This window comes from Nonomuraea sp. NPDC005501, assembly GCF_040605905.1.
GTDB lineage: Bacteria > Actinomycetota > Actinomycetes > Streptosporangiales > Streptosporangiaceae > Nonomuraea.
Map to the genome: position 1 here is coordinate 30,663 of NZ_JBEXDT010000007.1, position 13,541 is coordinate 44,203.

Annotated in this window: 12 protein-coding genes; 11 read left to right on the forward strand and 1 reads right to left on the reverse strand. The window is 71.8% G+C overall.

Annotated elements, in window-relative coordinates; all coding sequences use genetic code 11:
- Positions 1–61 precede the first annotated feature (61 nt).
- From thrC to ABZS51_RS06400, 5 genes are all read left to right on the forward strand, one after another.
- A complete protein-coding gene (gene thrC, locus ABZS51_RS06380) occupies positions 62–1,120 on the forward strand; it encodes a threonine synthase (RefSeq protein WP_355437067.1) in 1,059 nt (352 codons plus the stop codon).
- Positions 1,121–1,175: 55 nt separating this feature from the next.
- A complete protein-coding gene (locus tag ABZS51_RS06385) occupies positions 1,176–2,165 on the forward strand; it encodes a homoserine kinase (protein ID WP_355437070.1) in 990 nt (329 codons plus the stop codon).
- Between the two features lie 457 nt (positions 2,166–2,622).
- Positions 2,623–4,701 (forward strand): transcription termination factor Rho, encoded by a 2,079-nt coding sequence (rho, locus tag ABZS51_RS06390; protein ID WP_355437073.1) that lies wholly within the window; start codon positions 2,623–2,625, stop codon positions 4,699–4,701.
- Between the two features lie 141 nt (positions 4,702–4,842).
- Positions 4,843–6,120 carry a sensor domain-containing protein gene (locus tag ABZS51_RS06395; protein ID WP_355437075.1) on the forward strand — a complete coding sequence of 426 codons (1,278 nt, stop codon included), beginning with the start codon at positions 4,843–4,845 and terminating at the stop codon, positions 6,118–6,120.
- 10 nt (positions 6,121–6,130) lie between these two features.
- Positions 6,131–6,766 (forward strand): response regulator transcription factor, encoded by a 636-nt coding sequence (locus tag ABZS51_RS06400; RefSeq protein WP_355437077.1) that lies wholly within the window; start codon positions 6,131–6,133, stop codon positions 6,764–6,766.
- Between the two features lie 21 nt (positions 6,767–6,787).
- Here ABZS51_RS06400 and ABZS51_RS06405 read toward each other — a convergent pair whose 3' ends face one another.
- Complete coding sequence (locus tag ABZS51_RS06405; protein ID WP_355437079.1) at positions 6,788–7,816, reverse strand: hypothetical protein; 1,029 nt, start codon at positions 7,814–7,816, stop codon at positions 6,788–6,790.
- Between the two features lie 228 nt (positions 7,817–8,044).
- Here ABZS51_RS06405 and rpmE point away from each other — a divergent pair, with 228 nt between their 5' ends.
- From rpmE to ABZS51_RS06435, 6 genes are all read left to right on the forward strand, one after another.
- Entirely contained in the window at positions 8,045–8,263 is a 219-nt protein-coding gene (rpmE, locus tag ABZS51_RS06410) for a 50S ribosomal protein L31 (RefSeq protein WP_310710575.1), read from the forward strand.
- 89 nt (positions 8,264–8,352) lie between these two features.
- A complete protein-coding gene (prfA, locus tag ABZS51_RS06415; protein WP_310710576.1) occupies positions 8,353–9,405 on the forward strand; it encodes a peptide chain release factor 1 in 1,053 nt (350 codons plus the stop codon).
- A complete protein-coding gene (gene prmC / locus ABZS51_RS06420) occupies positions 9,402–10,265 on the forward strand; it encodes a peptide chain release factor N(5)-glutamine methyltransferase (protein ID WP_310710577.1) in 864 nt (287 codons plus the stop codon). Before prfA ends, prmC begins: the two co-directional genes overlap by 4 nt.
- Before the next feature lie 31 nt (positions 10,266–10,296).
- Positions 10,297–10,944, forward strand: a complete 648-nt coding sequence (locus ABZS51_RS06425; RefSeq protein WP_310710578.1) for an L-threonylcarbamoyladenylate synthase — start codon at positions 10,297–10,299, stop codon at positions 10,942–10,944.
- Between the two features lie 89 nt (positions 10,945–11,033).
- Positions 11,034–13,106 (forward strand): hypothetical protein, encoded by a 2,073-nt coding sequence (locus ABZS51_RS06430; RefSeq protein ID WP_355437083.1) that lies wholly within the window; start codon positions 11,034–11,036, stop codon positions 13,104–13,106.
- A complete protein-coding gene (locus ABZS51_RS06435; RefSeq protein ID WP_355437085.1) occupies positions 13,106–13,486 on the forward strand; it encodes a hypothetical protein in 381 nt (126 codons plus the stop codon). Before ABZS51_RS06430 ends, ABZS51_RS06435 begins: the two co-directional genes overlap by 1 nt.
- Positions 13,487–13,541 lie beyond the last annotated feature (55 nt).

Consider the following 13,541-nt stretch of genomic DNA (forward strand, 5'->3'; position numbering starts at 1 on the left):
GTCCACGGCTCGCCCCGGCACCCCGTACACTCGGGCGCAACATCGCAGGCAGGGAGTCATCATGAGCAGGTCGTGGCGTGGCCTCATCGAGGAGTACCGAGAGCGCCTTCCGGTCACCACGAGGACGCCGGTCGTCACGCTTCTGGAGGGCGGCACGCCCCTGGTGCCCGCGCACCGCGTCTCGGCCCTCACCGGCTGCGACGTCTATCTCAAGGTCGAGGGCGCCAACCCGACGGGCAGCTTCAAGGACCGTGGCATGACCATGGCCATCAGCAAGGCCGTCGAGGAGGGCGCCAAGGCGGTCATCTGCGCCTCCACCGGCAACACCTCGGCCTCGGCCGCCGCCTACGCCGTGCGCGCCGGCCTCACCTGCGCCGTGCTCGTGCCCCGCGGCAAGATCGCCATGGGCAAGCTGGCCCAGGCGCTCGTCCACGGCGCCACGCTGCTCCAGGTCGAGGGGTCGTTCGACGACTGCCTGGAGATGACCCGCAAGCTGTCCTCCAGCTATCCCATCGCGCTGGTCAACTCGGTCAACCCGTTCCGGCTCCAGGGTCAGAAGACGGCCGCGTTCGAGATCGTCGACACGCTCGGTGACGCGCCCGACATCCACTGCATCCCCGTGGGCAACGCCGGCAACATCTCCGCGTACTGGATGGGCTACCAGGAGTACCTGTCCGACAAGGTGTCGTCGAAGGCGCCGCGGATGTTCGGCTTCCAGGCGAGCGGCGCGGCCCCGATCGTGACCGGCGCGCCCGTGGCGCACCCGCACACGATCGCCACCGCCATCCGCATCGGCAACCCCGCCTCGTGGCAGCTCGCCACCGCCGCGCGCGACGAGTCCGGCGGCGCCATCCAGTCGGTCACCGACCGGCAGATCGCCGCCGCGTACAAGCTGCTGGCGCAGGAGGAGGGCGTGTTCGTCGAGTTGGCCTCGGCGGCCAGCGTCGCCGGCCTGCTCCAGGCGCACGCGGAGGGGCTGATCGAGCCCGGGCAGCGGATCGTCTGCACGGTCACCGGCAACGGGCTGAAGGACCCCGACTGGGCCATCTCGGGCGCCCCGGCGCCGGTCACGGTGCCCATCGACGTCCACGCGGCCGCCGCCGCCCTCGGCCTGGCCTGACCCCGCCGCGCGGAGAGGAAGACCTGATCGGATGAGCCCTGATCGGAGGGGCACCGTGCTGATCCGCGTGCCCGCCACGTCGGCCAACCTGGGCCCCGGCTTCGACGCGCTCGGCCTGGCGCTCGGCCTGTACGACGAGGTGGAGGCGGAGCTGACCGCCGAGCCCGGCGTCCAGGTGACGGTCCGCGGCGAGGGCGAGGGGGAGCTGGACCTCGGCGAGGGCCATCTGGTCGTCAAGGCGATGCGCCGGGCGTTCGACCGCATGGGCGTCGCGCAGCCGGCCGGCATCCGGGTGAGCTGCCTCAACCGCATCCCGCACGCCCGCGGCCTCGGCTCGTCGTCGGCGGCCATCTGCGCGGGCATCCTCGCCGCCCGCGCGCTCGCCTTCCCGAACGGGTCCGACGGCGGCTTGTCCGAGGGCGGTTCGTCCGAGGTGGATTCGGCCGACGGCGGTTCGGCCGACGGCGGTTCGGCCGACGGCGGCGGGTTCGGCGACGACGAGGTGTTCGCGCTGGCCACCGAGATGGAGGGCCACCCCGACAACGTCGCTCCGTGCCTGGCCGGGGGCCTGACCGTGGCCTGGATGGAGCAGTCCGGCGCACCGCGTATGGTGAAACTGGTCCCCGACGCACGTGTGCGTCCCGTCGTGTTCGTTCCGGCGACACGACTGGCCACGGAGAGGGCACGGGGGCTGCTGCCGAAGGACGTGCCCCACAAGGACGCCTCCTTCAACGCCGGCCGGGCCGCGCTGCTGATCGCCGCGCTGACCCAGCGGCCTGATCGGGGGTTGCTCATGGCGGCGACCGAAGACCGGCTCCACCAGCACTACCGCGCGCCTGCGATGCCGCGGAGCGCGGATCTGGTACAACGTCTGCGTGCAGTGGGCGTGCCCGCGATCGTGTCGGGCGCGGGTCCCACGGTCCTCGCGTTTTCGACACCGGATTCGCAGGATTTGATCGCGCCCGAAGTGGGTACTGACTGGCACATCCAGCAAATGGACGTCGACCACGTCGGGGCGAACGTTCAGTTTCCCGAGACACGCTGATGCCTCTTTAGACCTCCAGGGAATAGCCGTGTGCGCTGGTGATGTTAGGCTGGTAGCCGCACCAGATGCCCCCTTGTTGGGTGCGTGCTTGTCAGCCACACATCGCTGCATCATGCTTCACGTCGCGAGGCGTGAGCAGCGCGGCTGTCTCCCCGGAACCTGTCGCCTCCGGTTGGCCCACACCCGGTTGGCCCGACGCGAGGCGGCGTTGACGGGGGTCCGCGCGTTCGAATCACCTCGACATCTGGCTGGCGACAGCAATCTGGGGGGTGTCTTCCACGCGCCACCGGCCTGTGGCGGCCTGGACGAGCCTCTCCCGATGAGTGGCGACCGTCCCCAGCGGCGGCCGAAGATCGCAAAGTGCACCCCGACCCGGTCTGTTGCGCCGGATCGCAAGCACCTCCGGGACGCCCGGCAGAACGAAACCGGCGCCCGACCCCTGGGAAGGACCTTTTAGTTGAGCGACACCACCGAACTCCTCTCCGACGCAACGGGCTCGCCTGCGCAGCCCGCGTCCGGCGACACCCCCTCCCGTGCGGCGAAGCCTCGCGCGCGTCGCTCCGGCACCGGCCTGTCCGCGAAGGTGCTGCCCGAGCTGCAGAAGATGGCCGCCGAGCTGGGCATCAGCGGCACCGGGCGCATGCGGAAGAGCCAGCTCATCGCGGCCATCCAGGAGAAGCAGGGCGGCTCCGCGGACGGCGCGAGCGCGCCGGCTCCCGTGGCCGAGGCACCCGCCGTGGCTGACGCGGCTCCCGTGGCGGAGCGCCCCACCCGGGCCCGCAGGGAACGTTCCCGCGCCAAGCCCGCCGACGAGCCCGCGCCTCAGGCCGAGCCCGTCGCCGAGCCCGTGGCCGCCGCTGCCGCCCCGGCCGTCGTGGCCGAGCCGGCCGTCGAGCAGCCCGCGCAGCCCGGTGACGTGACGCAGGGCGACCCGCGTGGCGAGCGCGGCGAGAGCCGCCGCGAGCGGCGCAGCCGCGGCGAGCGCCGCGAGCGTGGCGAGCGTGCCGGCAACGACCGGGGCAACGACCGCCTGTCCGGCGACCGCGGTGAGGGCGGTCGCGACAGCGGCCGTGACAGCATCCGCGACGGCGGCCGTGACAGCGGTCGCGACAGCATCCGCGACGGCGGCCGTGACGGCGGCCGTGACAGCATCCGCGACGGCGGTCGTGACGGTGGCCGTGACAGCGGTCGCGACGGCGGCCGTGACGGCGGCCGGGACGGCCGCGACCAGCGCGTCGCCGACGCCGGTCGTGACCAGCGCGGCGACCGCAACGACCAGCGCGGTGGCGGCGACGACGACGACCGCGGCGGACGCGGTCGCCGCGGCCGGTTCAGGGAGCGCAACCGCGGCCGTGGCCGTGACCGCTTCGAGGGCAGCGAGCCCGTGATCGGCGAGGACGACGTCCTCATCCCGATCGCCGGCATCCTCGACATCCTGGACAACTACGCGTTCGTGCGCACCAGCGGCTACCTGCCGGGCAGCAACGACGTCTACGTCTCGATCGCGCAGATCCGCCGCAACGGCCTGCGCAAGGGCGACGTCATCACCGGCGCCGTCCGGCAGCCGCGCGACGGCGAGCGCCGCGAGAAGTTCAACGCCCTGGTCCGCCTCGACACCGTCAACGGCATGGACCCGGACCAGGCCCGCAACCGGCCCGACTTCAACAAGCTGACACCGCTCTACCCGCAGGAGCGCCTGCGCCTGGAGACCGAGCCGAACATCCTCACCACGAGGATCATCGACCTCGTCGCGCCCATCGGCAAGGGCCAGCGTGGCCTCATCGTCTCGCCGCCCAAGGCCGGCAAGACGATGGTCCTGCAGTCGATCGCCAACGCGATCACCCGCAACAACCCCGAGTGCCACCTCATGGTCGTGCTCGTGGACGAGCGGCCCGAAGAGGTCACCGACATGCAGCGGTCGGTCAAGGGCGAGGTCATCCACTCGACCTTCGACCGTCCCGCCGAGGACCACACCACGGTCGCCGAGCTCGCCATCGAGCGGGCCAAGCGCCTGGTGGAGCTGGGCCACGACGTGGTCGTCCTGCTCGACTCGATCACCCGTCTCGGCCGCGCCTACAACCTGGCGGCCCCGGCGTCCGGTCGCATCCTGTCGGGTGGTGTCGACTCCACGGCGCTCTACCCGCCCAAGCGCTTCTTCGGCGCCGCCCGCAACATCGAGAACGGCGGCTCGCTGACGATCCTCGCCACGGCCCTGGTCGAGACCGGGTCCAAGATGGACGAGGTCATCTTCGAGGAGTTCAAGGGCACGGGCAACGCCGAGCTCAAGCTCAACCGTTCCCTGGCGGACAAGCGCATCTTCCCCGCGGTGGACGTCGACGCGTCCGGCACCCGTAAGGAAGAGATCCTCATGGGCAAGGACGAGCTCCAGATCGTGTGGAAGCTCCGCCGCGTCCTGCACGCCCTGGACATGCAGCAGGCTCTGGAGCTTCTCCTGGAGAAGATGAAGGAGACCAAGTCCAACGCCGAGTTCCTCCTGCAGGTCCAGAAGACCACGGTGAGCAACGACCGCGACTGACGCGCGCACAGCGAAGGGGCGGCCGGATCTTCCGGCCGCCCCTTTCGCGTCCCGTGGCCGCCGGCGAGGGGGGATAACCCCACCTTCTGGACGGAAGCTCCCCGGATTCACTCCCGCGCTCCCGCGAGGCACGCTGTAACCATGGGAGCCGACATGACCGCCGTGGCGACACGGACGCGGGTGCCGTTCGAGCCTCGGGGCCCGTGGGCCGTGCTGACCGACCCCGCGACGTGGCGGGCCGTGCCGTACTGCCTGCTGAGCCCCGTGGCCGGGCTGGGCTGGTTCGCGGTGCTGACGCTGGCGGTGCCGCTGTCGCTCGGCCTGGTGTTCCTGTGGATCGGCATCCCGCTGCTGGTGGCCACCATCTGGATCTGGCGCGGCGCGGCGACCCTGGAGCGGCGTCTGTTACGCGTCGCGCTGGGCGTGCGCATCGTGCCGCCGTACCGGTCCCGGCCCGGCAAGGGCATCGCCGCGCATCTGAGCTGGCTGCTCGGCGACCCGGCGACCTGGAGGGACCTCGGGTACCTGCTGCTGCTGTGCCCGCTCAGCCTGGTCGAGTGCGTGATCTCCGTCTCGCTGTGGGCGGCGACGCTGTACATGCTGGCGGCCCCGCTCCTGCTCACGGAATACGCGACCCTGACCTACGCCCTCGGGCTCGTGGTCGACTCCTGGCCGGAGGCCGTGCTCGCCTCCGCCGCCGGTCTGGGCATGCTCGTCGTCACCGCGTACGCCGTGCGCGGCATGGCGTGGCTGCACGGCACGCTGGCCGTCGTCCTGCTCGGCGGGAGCGAGGAGGAGCGGCTGCGGGCCAGCAGGGCGAGGGGCGTCGACGCGGCCGAGACCGAGCGGCGCCGCATCGAGCGCGACCTGCACGACGGCGCCCAGCAGCGGCTGTTGTCCGTCGCGGTCGACCTGGGCCGCGCCCGGACGAAGCTCGACACCGACCCGGAGGAGGCGCGGGCGCTCATCGAGCAGGCGCACGCGGGCACCAAGGCCGCCATCCAGGAGCTGCGCGACCTCGCCCGCGGCATCCACCCGGCGATCCTCAGCGACCGGGGGCTCGACGCGGCCCTGTCGGCGCTGGCCGCCCGCGCCCCGATCCGCGTGGACGTGTCGGTCGAGGTGGAGGAGCGGCCGCCGGCGGCCGTGGAGAGCATCGCGTACTTCATCGTGGCCGAGGCGCTGGCGAACCTGGCCAAGCACTCCGCGGCCACCGAGGCGAGCGTGCGGGTGGCCAGGGACGGCGGGGGAGTGACGGTGGACGTGTGGGACGACGGCATCGGCGGAGCGGTCGTCCACCCCGGCGGCGGGCTGGCCGGCCTGGTCGACCGGGCGGCCACCATCGACGGCGTCCTGGTGCTGCACAGCCCCGTCGGCGGTCCGACGATCGTGCGCGCGGAGCTGCCCTGCGCGTGGTAGTCATGAGGTCATGCGCGTGGTGATCGCCGAGGACTCCGTGCTGCTGCGCGAGGGGCTGGCGCGTCTGCTGGCCGACGGCGGCGTGGAGACGGTGGAGAGCGTGTCCGAGGGCGACGCCCTGGTGGAGGCGGTCGAGCGGCATGACCCCGACCTCGCCATCGTCGACGTTCGGATGCCGCCCACGCACACCGACGAGGGGCTGCGGGCCGCCCTGCGCGTGCGTGAGGCGCGGCCCGACTTCCCGATCCTGGTGCTGTCGCAGTACGTCGAGGAGCGCTACGCCGGCGAGCTGATCGGCCCGGCGGTCGGCTACCTGCTGAAGGAGCGGGTCGCCGACGTGGCCGAGTTCCTGGCGGCGGTGAGACAGGTGGCCGCGGGCGGCACGGTCATCGACCCCGAGGTGGTCATGCAACTCCTCAGCCGCCAGCGCCGGGGCGCCCCGCTCGACTCGCTGTCGCCGCGTGAGCGTGAGGTGCTGGCGCTGATGGCCGAGGGCCGTTCCAACACCGCGATCGCCTCGCGGCTGGTGGTCACGGAGGGCGCGGTGGAGAAGCACATCTCCGGCATCTTCACCAAGCTGGCCCTCGGGCCGGCGCCCGAGGACCATCGGCGGGTGCTTGCCGTGCTCACCTACCTGGGCCGTTAGAACGTCCCCGGAGCCGGCGCGTCAGGGCCTGACGTCGACGAACTCCTGCGGTGACAGGGAGCTGCGGGACCTGGCCGTGCCCGGCGCCTTGACGCGGAAGTAGCCGTCCTTCCTGGCCGTGTACGTCCTGACGTACCTGCCGGAGGAGTTGCTCCGCGCGAAGCCCAGCAGCTTGTACGACTTGGTGCCCTTGGCCTTGAAGTAGACCTCCAGCTTCTTGCCCGGGTACGCCGCGGAGCCGCGGAAGACCTTGCCCTGGACCTTGACCGGACGTCCCTTGGCCGCCTTGGCCGGGGCGCTGATCGTCACCCTGGTCCTCGTCTTCCCGGACGAGCCCCGTGCCGGGGCCTTCACGGTGAACGATGCGACGCCCTTGAGCGTCTGGCCGCCCCGGGTGGCGTGGACCTCGAGGGTCCATGAGCCGGGCCCGGTGTCGTCGCTGAAGTACGTGACGCCGCGGTAGTAGCCGTCGGAGCCGCGCTCCAGGTCGCCGACATCGAAGGTCTCGGCCGTCTCGTCGTTGACCAGCAGGGCCGACACGGATGCCGCCCCGGTGACGCCCGCCCGGACCGAGACCTTGACGTCCTTGCCCTTGACGAGCTGCACCGGGTTCGGCCGCACGACCGCGTCGGTGATGCCCTGCCGGGCCGCCACGCCGAGCTCGAAGACGTTGTCGCGGGTGGCTCCGTCGCGGGTGACCTTGACGTTCATCCGCCAACTGCCGGCGGGGTCGTCCTTGCCGATGGCGAAGCGGCCGGTCAGCGCGGTCTCCGCCGCGCCGGACGGCCGGAAGTCGAAGCCCACGGGCCTCCCGGCGCCTCCGGGTGGCGTGATGTCGCCGCTGACGGCGCTGACGGTCCCCGGGTCCCTCAGCTGCAGCGTCACGCTGACCTCGACGTCCTTGTCGAGGGGGATGAACGCGTCGGACGAGGCCGCCCCGGAGAAGTCCGGACCGGCCGTGGCCGCGTTCGCGGCCGAGACGTGCACACCTCCGACGAGAAGCGTTGCCCCCGTAGCGGCCGCGATGAGCAGCCGCATTCCCTTCATCATCTGATCGCAGTCCTTATGGGTGGTAAGTAACGGTTTGTGCGCGGGAGCCTAGTGTGACTCGCGTGACCGCGTCATAAGGATCGCCATACGGCCCGGGGGAATGCCGCGTGGCCTGGGAGGGTTGAAGCATCTGGCACACTGGTAGCTGACCCGTAGCGGCTCCGGCTCCCGCCGACGCGCTCGGCGCGTGAACAGGCGACCCGGCGGCCGCACCCCGAAAGGACAGCAATGAAGCGCGACATCCACCCTGACTACAACGTCACCCAGGTGACCTGCACCTGCGGCAACACCTTCACGACGCGCAGCACCGCGAAGAACGGCGCCATCCACGCCGACGTGTGCTCCGCCTGCCACCCGTTCTACACGGGCAAGCAGAAGATCCTCGACACCGGCGGCCGGGTGGCCCGCTTCGAGAAGCGCTTCGGCAAGAAGGCCTCGGGCAAGTAGCTTCACCGACGCCGGCCCGGACGCACTCATGGGTGCGCCGGGTCGGCGTTGTTGGTGAACGGCCGGAAAACCAAGCAGAAGGACCCACGGTGAACCTCGACGAGTTGCTCAAGGAGTATTCCGAGCTGGAGCTGCGGCTCGCCGATCCCGCCGTGCACGCCGACCAGCACCAGGCCCGCACTCTCGGCAGGCGTTACTCCCAGCTCACGCCCATCGTCACCACCTACCGCGAGCTGGAGTCGGTCCGCGACGACCTGACCGCCGCCAAGGAGCTGGGCGGCGAGGACGAGGCGTTCGCGGCCGAGGCGGTCGAGCTGGAGGAGCGCATCCCCCAGCTGGAGGAGCGCCTCAAGCACCTGCTGATCCCGCGCGATCCCAACGATGACAAGGACATCATCATGGAGATCAAGGCGGGCGAGGGCGGCGAGGAGTCCGCGCTGTTCGCCGGCGACCTGCTGCGGATGTACCTCCGCTACGCCGAGCGGCTCGGCTGGAAGACCGAGATCATCGACACCCAGCCCTCCGACCTCGGCGGCTACAAGGACGTCACGGTCGGCATCAAGGCCAAGGGCGACGAGGGCGTGTGGTCCCGGCTCAAGTACGAGGGCGGCGTCCACCGCGTGCAGCGGGTGCCCGTCACCGAGTCGCAGGGCCGCATCCACACCAGTGCCGCGGGCGTGCTCGTCTACCCGGAGGCCGAGGAGGTCGACGTCCACGTCGACCCCAACGACCTGCGCATCGACGTCTACCGCTCCAGCGGCCCGGGCGGACAGAGCGTCAACACCACCGACTCCGCGGTCCGCATAACCCACTTGCCCACCGGCGTGGTCGTCTCCTGCCAGAACGAGAAGAGCCAGCTCCAGAACAAGGAGTCGGCGCTGCGCATCCTGCGCGCCCGGCTGCTGGCCATCGCCCAGGAGCAGGCCGACGCGGCCGCGCAGGCCGAGCGCAAGTCGCAGGTCCGCACCGTCGACCGCTCCGAGCGCGTCCGCACCTACAACTTCCCCGAGAACCGCATCTCCGACCACCGCGTCGGCTTCAAGGCGTATAACCTCGACCAGGTCCTCGACGGCGAGCTCAACGCCGTCACCCAGGCACTCATCGACGCCGAGATGGCGGAGAAGCTCGCACAACACTCATGACATTTCTGCTGGACGAGATCGCGCTCGCCACCGCCCGGCTGGCCGAGGCAGGTGTGCCCTCGCCGCGCACCGACGCGGAGGAGATCGCGGCATTCGTTCACGGCGTGCGCAGGAGCGAGCTGCACACGGTCGGGGACGCCGACTTCGACGCCCTGTTCTGGGAGGGCGTCGCTCGCCGCGAGGCCCGTGAGCCGCTGCAGCACATCACCGGGCACGCCTATTTCCGCTACCTGGAGCTCAAGGTCGGGCCCGGGGTGTTCGTGCCGCGGCCCGAGACCGAGGTCATGGCCGGCTGGGCCATCGAGACCCTTCACGCGATGGACGTCGCCGCGCCGCTGGTCGTCGACCTCGGCACCGGCTCCGGCGCCATCGCGCTGTCCATCGCCCAGGAGGTGGCGCTGGCCGAGGTCCACGCGGTCGAGGTCGACCCCGACGCGTACGGCTGGGCCAAGCGCAACATCACCGAGCACGGCCAGGGCCGCGTCCACCTGCACCCGGAGGACCTCGCCGAGGCGCTGCCCGAGCTCAACGGCAAGGTCGACCTGGTCATCTCCAACCCGCCCTACATCCCGCCCGGCGCCATCCCGCGCGACCCCGAGGTGCGCGACTACGACCCCTCGCGGGCGCTCTACGGCACCGGCGACGACGGCCTCGGCGAGGTGCGCGCGGTTGAGCGCACGGCGCGGCGGCTGCTGCGCCCCGGCGGCTGGGTGGCCGTCGAGCACGCCGACGAGCAGGGCAACGCCGTCTACCTGACGTTCCCCGAGGCCAGCGGATGGCGCGACGTGCGCCTGCACCAGGACCTGACCCGCAGGGACCGCTTCGTCACCGCGAGGCTCGGCCAAGACGAGCCCGACTAGCCTGACCAGCCCGACTGACTAGGATGCACGCGTGGGCAGAACCTTTGACTGCACGGACCTCGAACAACGCGCCGAGGGCCTGACCGAGGCCGCCGCCGCCGTCCGCCGCGGCGAGCTGGTGGTGCTTCCGACCGACACCGTCTACGGCATCGGCGCCGACGCGTTCACACCCGCGGCCGTCACCGCGCTGCTGGAGGCCAAGGGCAGGGGCCGCGACATGCCGCCGCCCGTCCTCGTCGGCACCGTCCGCGCCGCCGGCGCGCTCGTCGAGGACCTCGGCCCGTACGGCCAGGACCTCATCGACGCCTTCTGGCCCGGGCCGCTCACGCTCGTCTGCAAGGCCAACCGGGCCCTGTCGTGGGATCTCGGCGACACCAAGGGCACGGTCGCGATCCGCATGCCGCTCCACCCGGTGGCGCTCGACCTGCTCAAGGAGACCGGCCCGATGGCCGTGTCCAGCGCCAACCGGTCGGGCGCGCCCGCCGCCGTCACCGCCGGCGAGGCCGAGGAGCAGCTCGGCGAGTCCGTCGCCGTCTACCTCGACGGCGGCAAGACCACCGACAACACGCCCTCCACCATCCTCGACCTCACCACCGCGGTGCCGCGGCTGCTGCGGCGCGGGGCGATCCCGGTGGAGAAGCTGCGCGGCATCATCGGGTACGTCGCCACCGACGACTGACGTATACCGTCTGCTTATCCCGGCTGCGGTCGCGGTCCGGACATGCCTACGGTGAGTTCCGGAGCGGCCACGACGTCCGGGAGCAGCCCATGGGCAAGTTCGACGGCATGGATCCCGAAGTGGTCCGTGACCTGCTGGCGGAGATCAAGCGCGCGGCCGCCCAGATGCGCGCGACGGAGGGCCGGGTCACCCAGATCATGACCCGCGCCGGCCTGCCCACGCGCGCCGCCCACCGTCCGGCCCAGATCGCGGACGCCGCGGACACCATGGCCAAGGACGTCAGGGTCCGGCTCGGGCTGCTGGAGAAACGCGCCGACGAGCCCCGCGACCACAGCCCCTCGGTGGGCGCCGACACCAAGGACGAGACCCCCAAGAAGTCGGACGAGCCGAAGAAGCCGGACGAGCCGAAGGCGGACGACGGCCGGCCCAGGAAGGGCGAGGACGAGCCGAAGAAGGACGACCCCAAGCCGTCCAAACCGGATGCCAAGGACGACGAGCCCAAGACCGGCGAGCACCACAAACCAGCCAAGGACGACGCCAAGACGGGTGACGACCAGCCCAAGAAGGGCGAGGACGGCTCGAAGGACGACCAGCCCAAGAAGGGCGAGGACGCCAAGAAGGACGACGACCCCAAGCCGTCCAAGCCGGACGCCAAGGACGACGACCCCAAGCCGTCCAAGCCGGACGCCAAGGACGACGACGGCCGAAGGGTCGACGCCGACACAGGTCGCAACGACGGCACGTCCCGAGACGACGGTACGTCCCGGGACGACGGTACGTCCCGGGACGACGGCACGACCCGCGACGACGGCACGTCCCGGGACGACAGTACGTCCCGGTACGACGGCGAGTCGTGCAACGACGACAGCCGCACGGGCGACGACACGCGGACAGGCGACGACACGCGTACAGGTGACGACACCGGCACGCGCGACGACACGGGCGTCGGTGACGACTCGGGCACGCGTGACGAGCCCAAGGACGACGACCTGGGCAGCAGGCGTGACCGCGGCGCCGAGTCGGGCGCGGACGCGTCCGACCTCACCCCCGCGGACCCCATCGGCGTCCCCGACCCCAGAGGCGACGGCGCCCACCCCACGACTCCGGCCGACCCCATGACTCCGGCCGATCCCACGACGCCGGCAACTCCAGCAGATCCCGCCACCCCGGCAACCCCTGCGGATCCCGCCTCTCCGGGCGACCGCGTGGACACCCCCGCCAAGAATCACCCGGCCGACCTCGACCCCCAGAAGCCACACGTGGTGATCGTCGACGGCGTGAAGGTCCTCCAGATACCCATCGACCCACCCACGGCAGCGCAGATCAGCGACATCCTGGACAACCTGGACAGGGTCCAGCCGATCGAGATGCCCACCCCCTCAGGCGACGCCCAGCCCGCCACACCGACCATCCCCATCGGCACCGGGCCCGCGGACGGCACTCCGATCGGTGGCGCGCACCCGGTCCATCCGATCGGCACGGCGCCCGCGGACGGCACTCCGATCGGTGGCGCCCACCCCGTTCAGCCGATCGACACCACGCCCGGCACCGGTGCCCATCCTGCCCAGCCGATCGACACCACGCCCGGTCACGCGGACGGCACCGGGACGGATCGGGCGACCGGCACCACGCCCGGCCAGGTGGACGGAACCGGCACGGGATGCGCGGACACGACGCCGCGAGACATCGACGGCACCTCGCCCGACCGCGACCCGACGCCCGACCGCGACACGACGCCCGACCGCACCCCTCCCGACCAGGACACGACGTCTGGCCGCGACACCGGCGTGGCCCGTGACACCACACCCGGCCGTGACGCCACACCCGGCCGTGACACCACACCCGGCCAGGGCGCCCCGGTCGTCATCGACCCGACGGCCCCCGCGTCATCCGGTGGCCCGGGGGCCGCGGCCGCCTCGGTGACGCCGGCGGCACCACCGAGCGCCGACCAGGCCACCACCGTCCAAGGCACCCATCACGCCGTATCCGCCCCGGCCGGCCCCCTCGACCTCGACGAGTTGCGCTCCCTCCTCGACCGGATCGGTGGTGCTCAGCCGCCGGGCATCCCGCTCGACGACATCACCCCCACCCCCGAAGACCCGCACGACCACCCCGAGCACCCCCACGACGGCGGCCCCGGCACCCGATACAGGAGCGCATGATGGCACTCGTCGACCCGCCCGCCCCCCAGCCGATGCGCCCGGGGGAGACCCCGCCCATGACCGGCGGCACCAACCCGCTCGACTCCCAGCCGAGGGCCTGGGAGTTCAATCCCGAGTACCAGCGCCTGGTGACCGCCTGGCAGACCGTCCAGCCCCTCCTGGAGGAGCTCACGAAGGCCCTTGACAAGGCCTACACGCTCGCCAGGAGCCCGCAGACGTGGGACGCGCCCGTCGGCTCCCGGTACGTCGAGGACATCGCCGAGTGGCGTTCCAGGCTCGCCCTGTACCGCCAGGCGGTGCTCACCTCCATCAGCGACGAGGCCGCCGACACGCCGCGCTGGATCCCCAGCTCGGCGGGCGCGCCGCACGCGTTCTCCTGAATCGTCGAACACCCGAACAGGCGGGCCCGGACGACGAGCCGGCCGGGTCGCCGCC

What these genes read in the sequence shown, in the direction of transcription:
- thrC (WP_355437067.1), top strand. Translation starts at nt 62, where the DNA reads ATGAGCAGGTCGTGGCGTGGCCTCATCGAGGAGTACCGAGAGCGCCTT.
- ABZS51_RS06395 (WP_355437075.1), top strand. Translation starts at nt 4,843, where the DNA reads ATGGGAGCCGACATGACCGCCGTGGCGACACGGACGCGGGTGCCGTTC.
- ABZS51_RS06400 (WP_355437077.1), top strand. Translation starts at nt 6,131, where the DNA reads ATGCGCGTGGTGATCGCCGAGGACTCCGTGCTGCTGCGCGAGGGGCTG.
- ABZS51_RS06405 (WP_355437079.1), bottom strand. Translation starts at nt 7,816, where the DNA reads ATGATGAAGGGAATGCGGCTGCTCATCGCGGCCGCTACGGGGGCAACG.
- rpmE (WP_310710575.1), top strand. Translation starts at nt 8,045, where the DNA reads ATGAAGCGCGACATCCACCCTGACTACAACGTCACCCAGGTGACCTGC.
- prmC (WP_310710577.1), top strand. Translation starts at nt 9,402, where the DNA reads ATGACATTTCTGCTGGACGAGATCGCGCTCGCCACCGCCCGGCTGGCC.
- ABZS51_RS06430 (WP_355437083.1), top strand. Translation starts at nt 11,034, where the DNA reads ATGGGCAAGTTCGACGGCATGGATCCCGAAGTGGTCCGTGACCTGCTG.
- ABZS51_RS06435 (WP_355437085.1), top strand. Translation starts at nt 13,106, where the DNA reads ATGGCACTCGTCGACCCGCCCGCCCCCCAGCCGATGCGCCCGGGGGAG.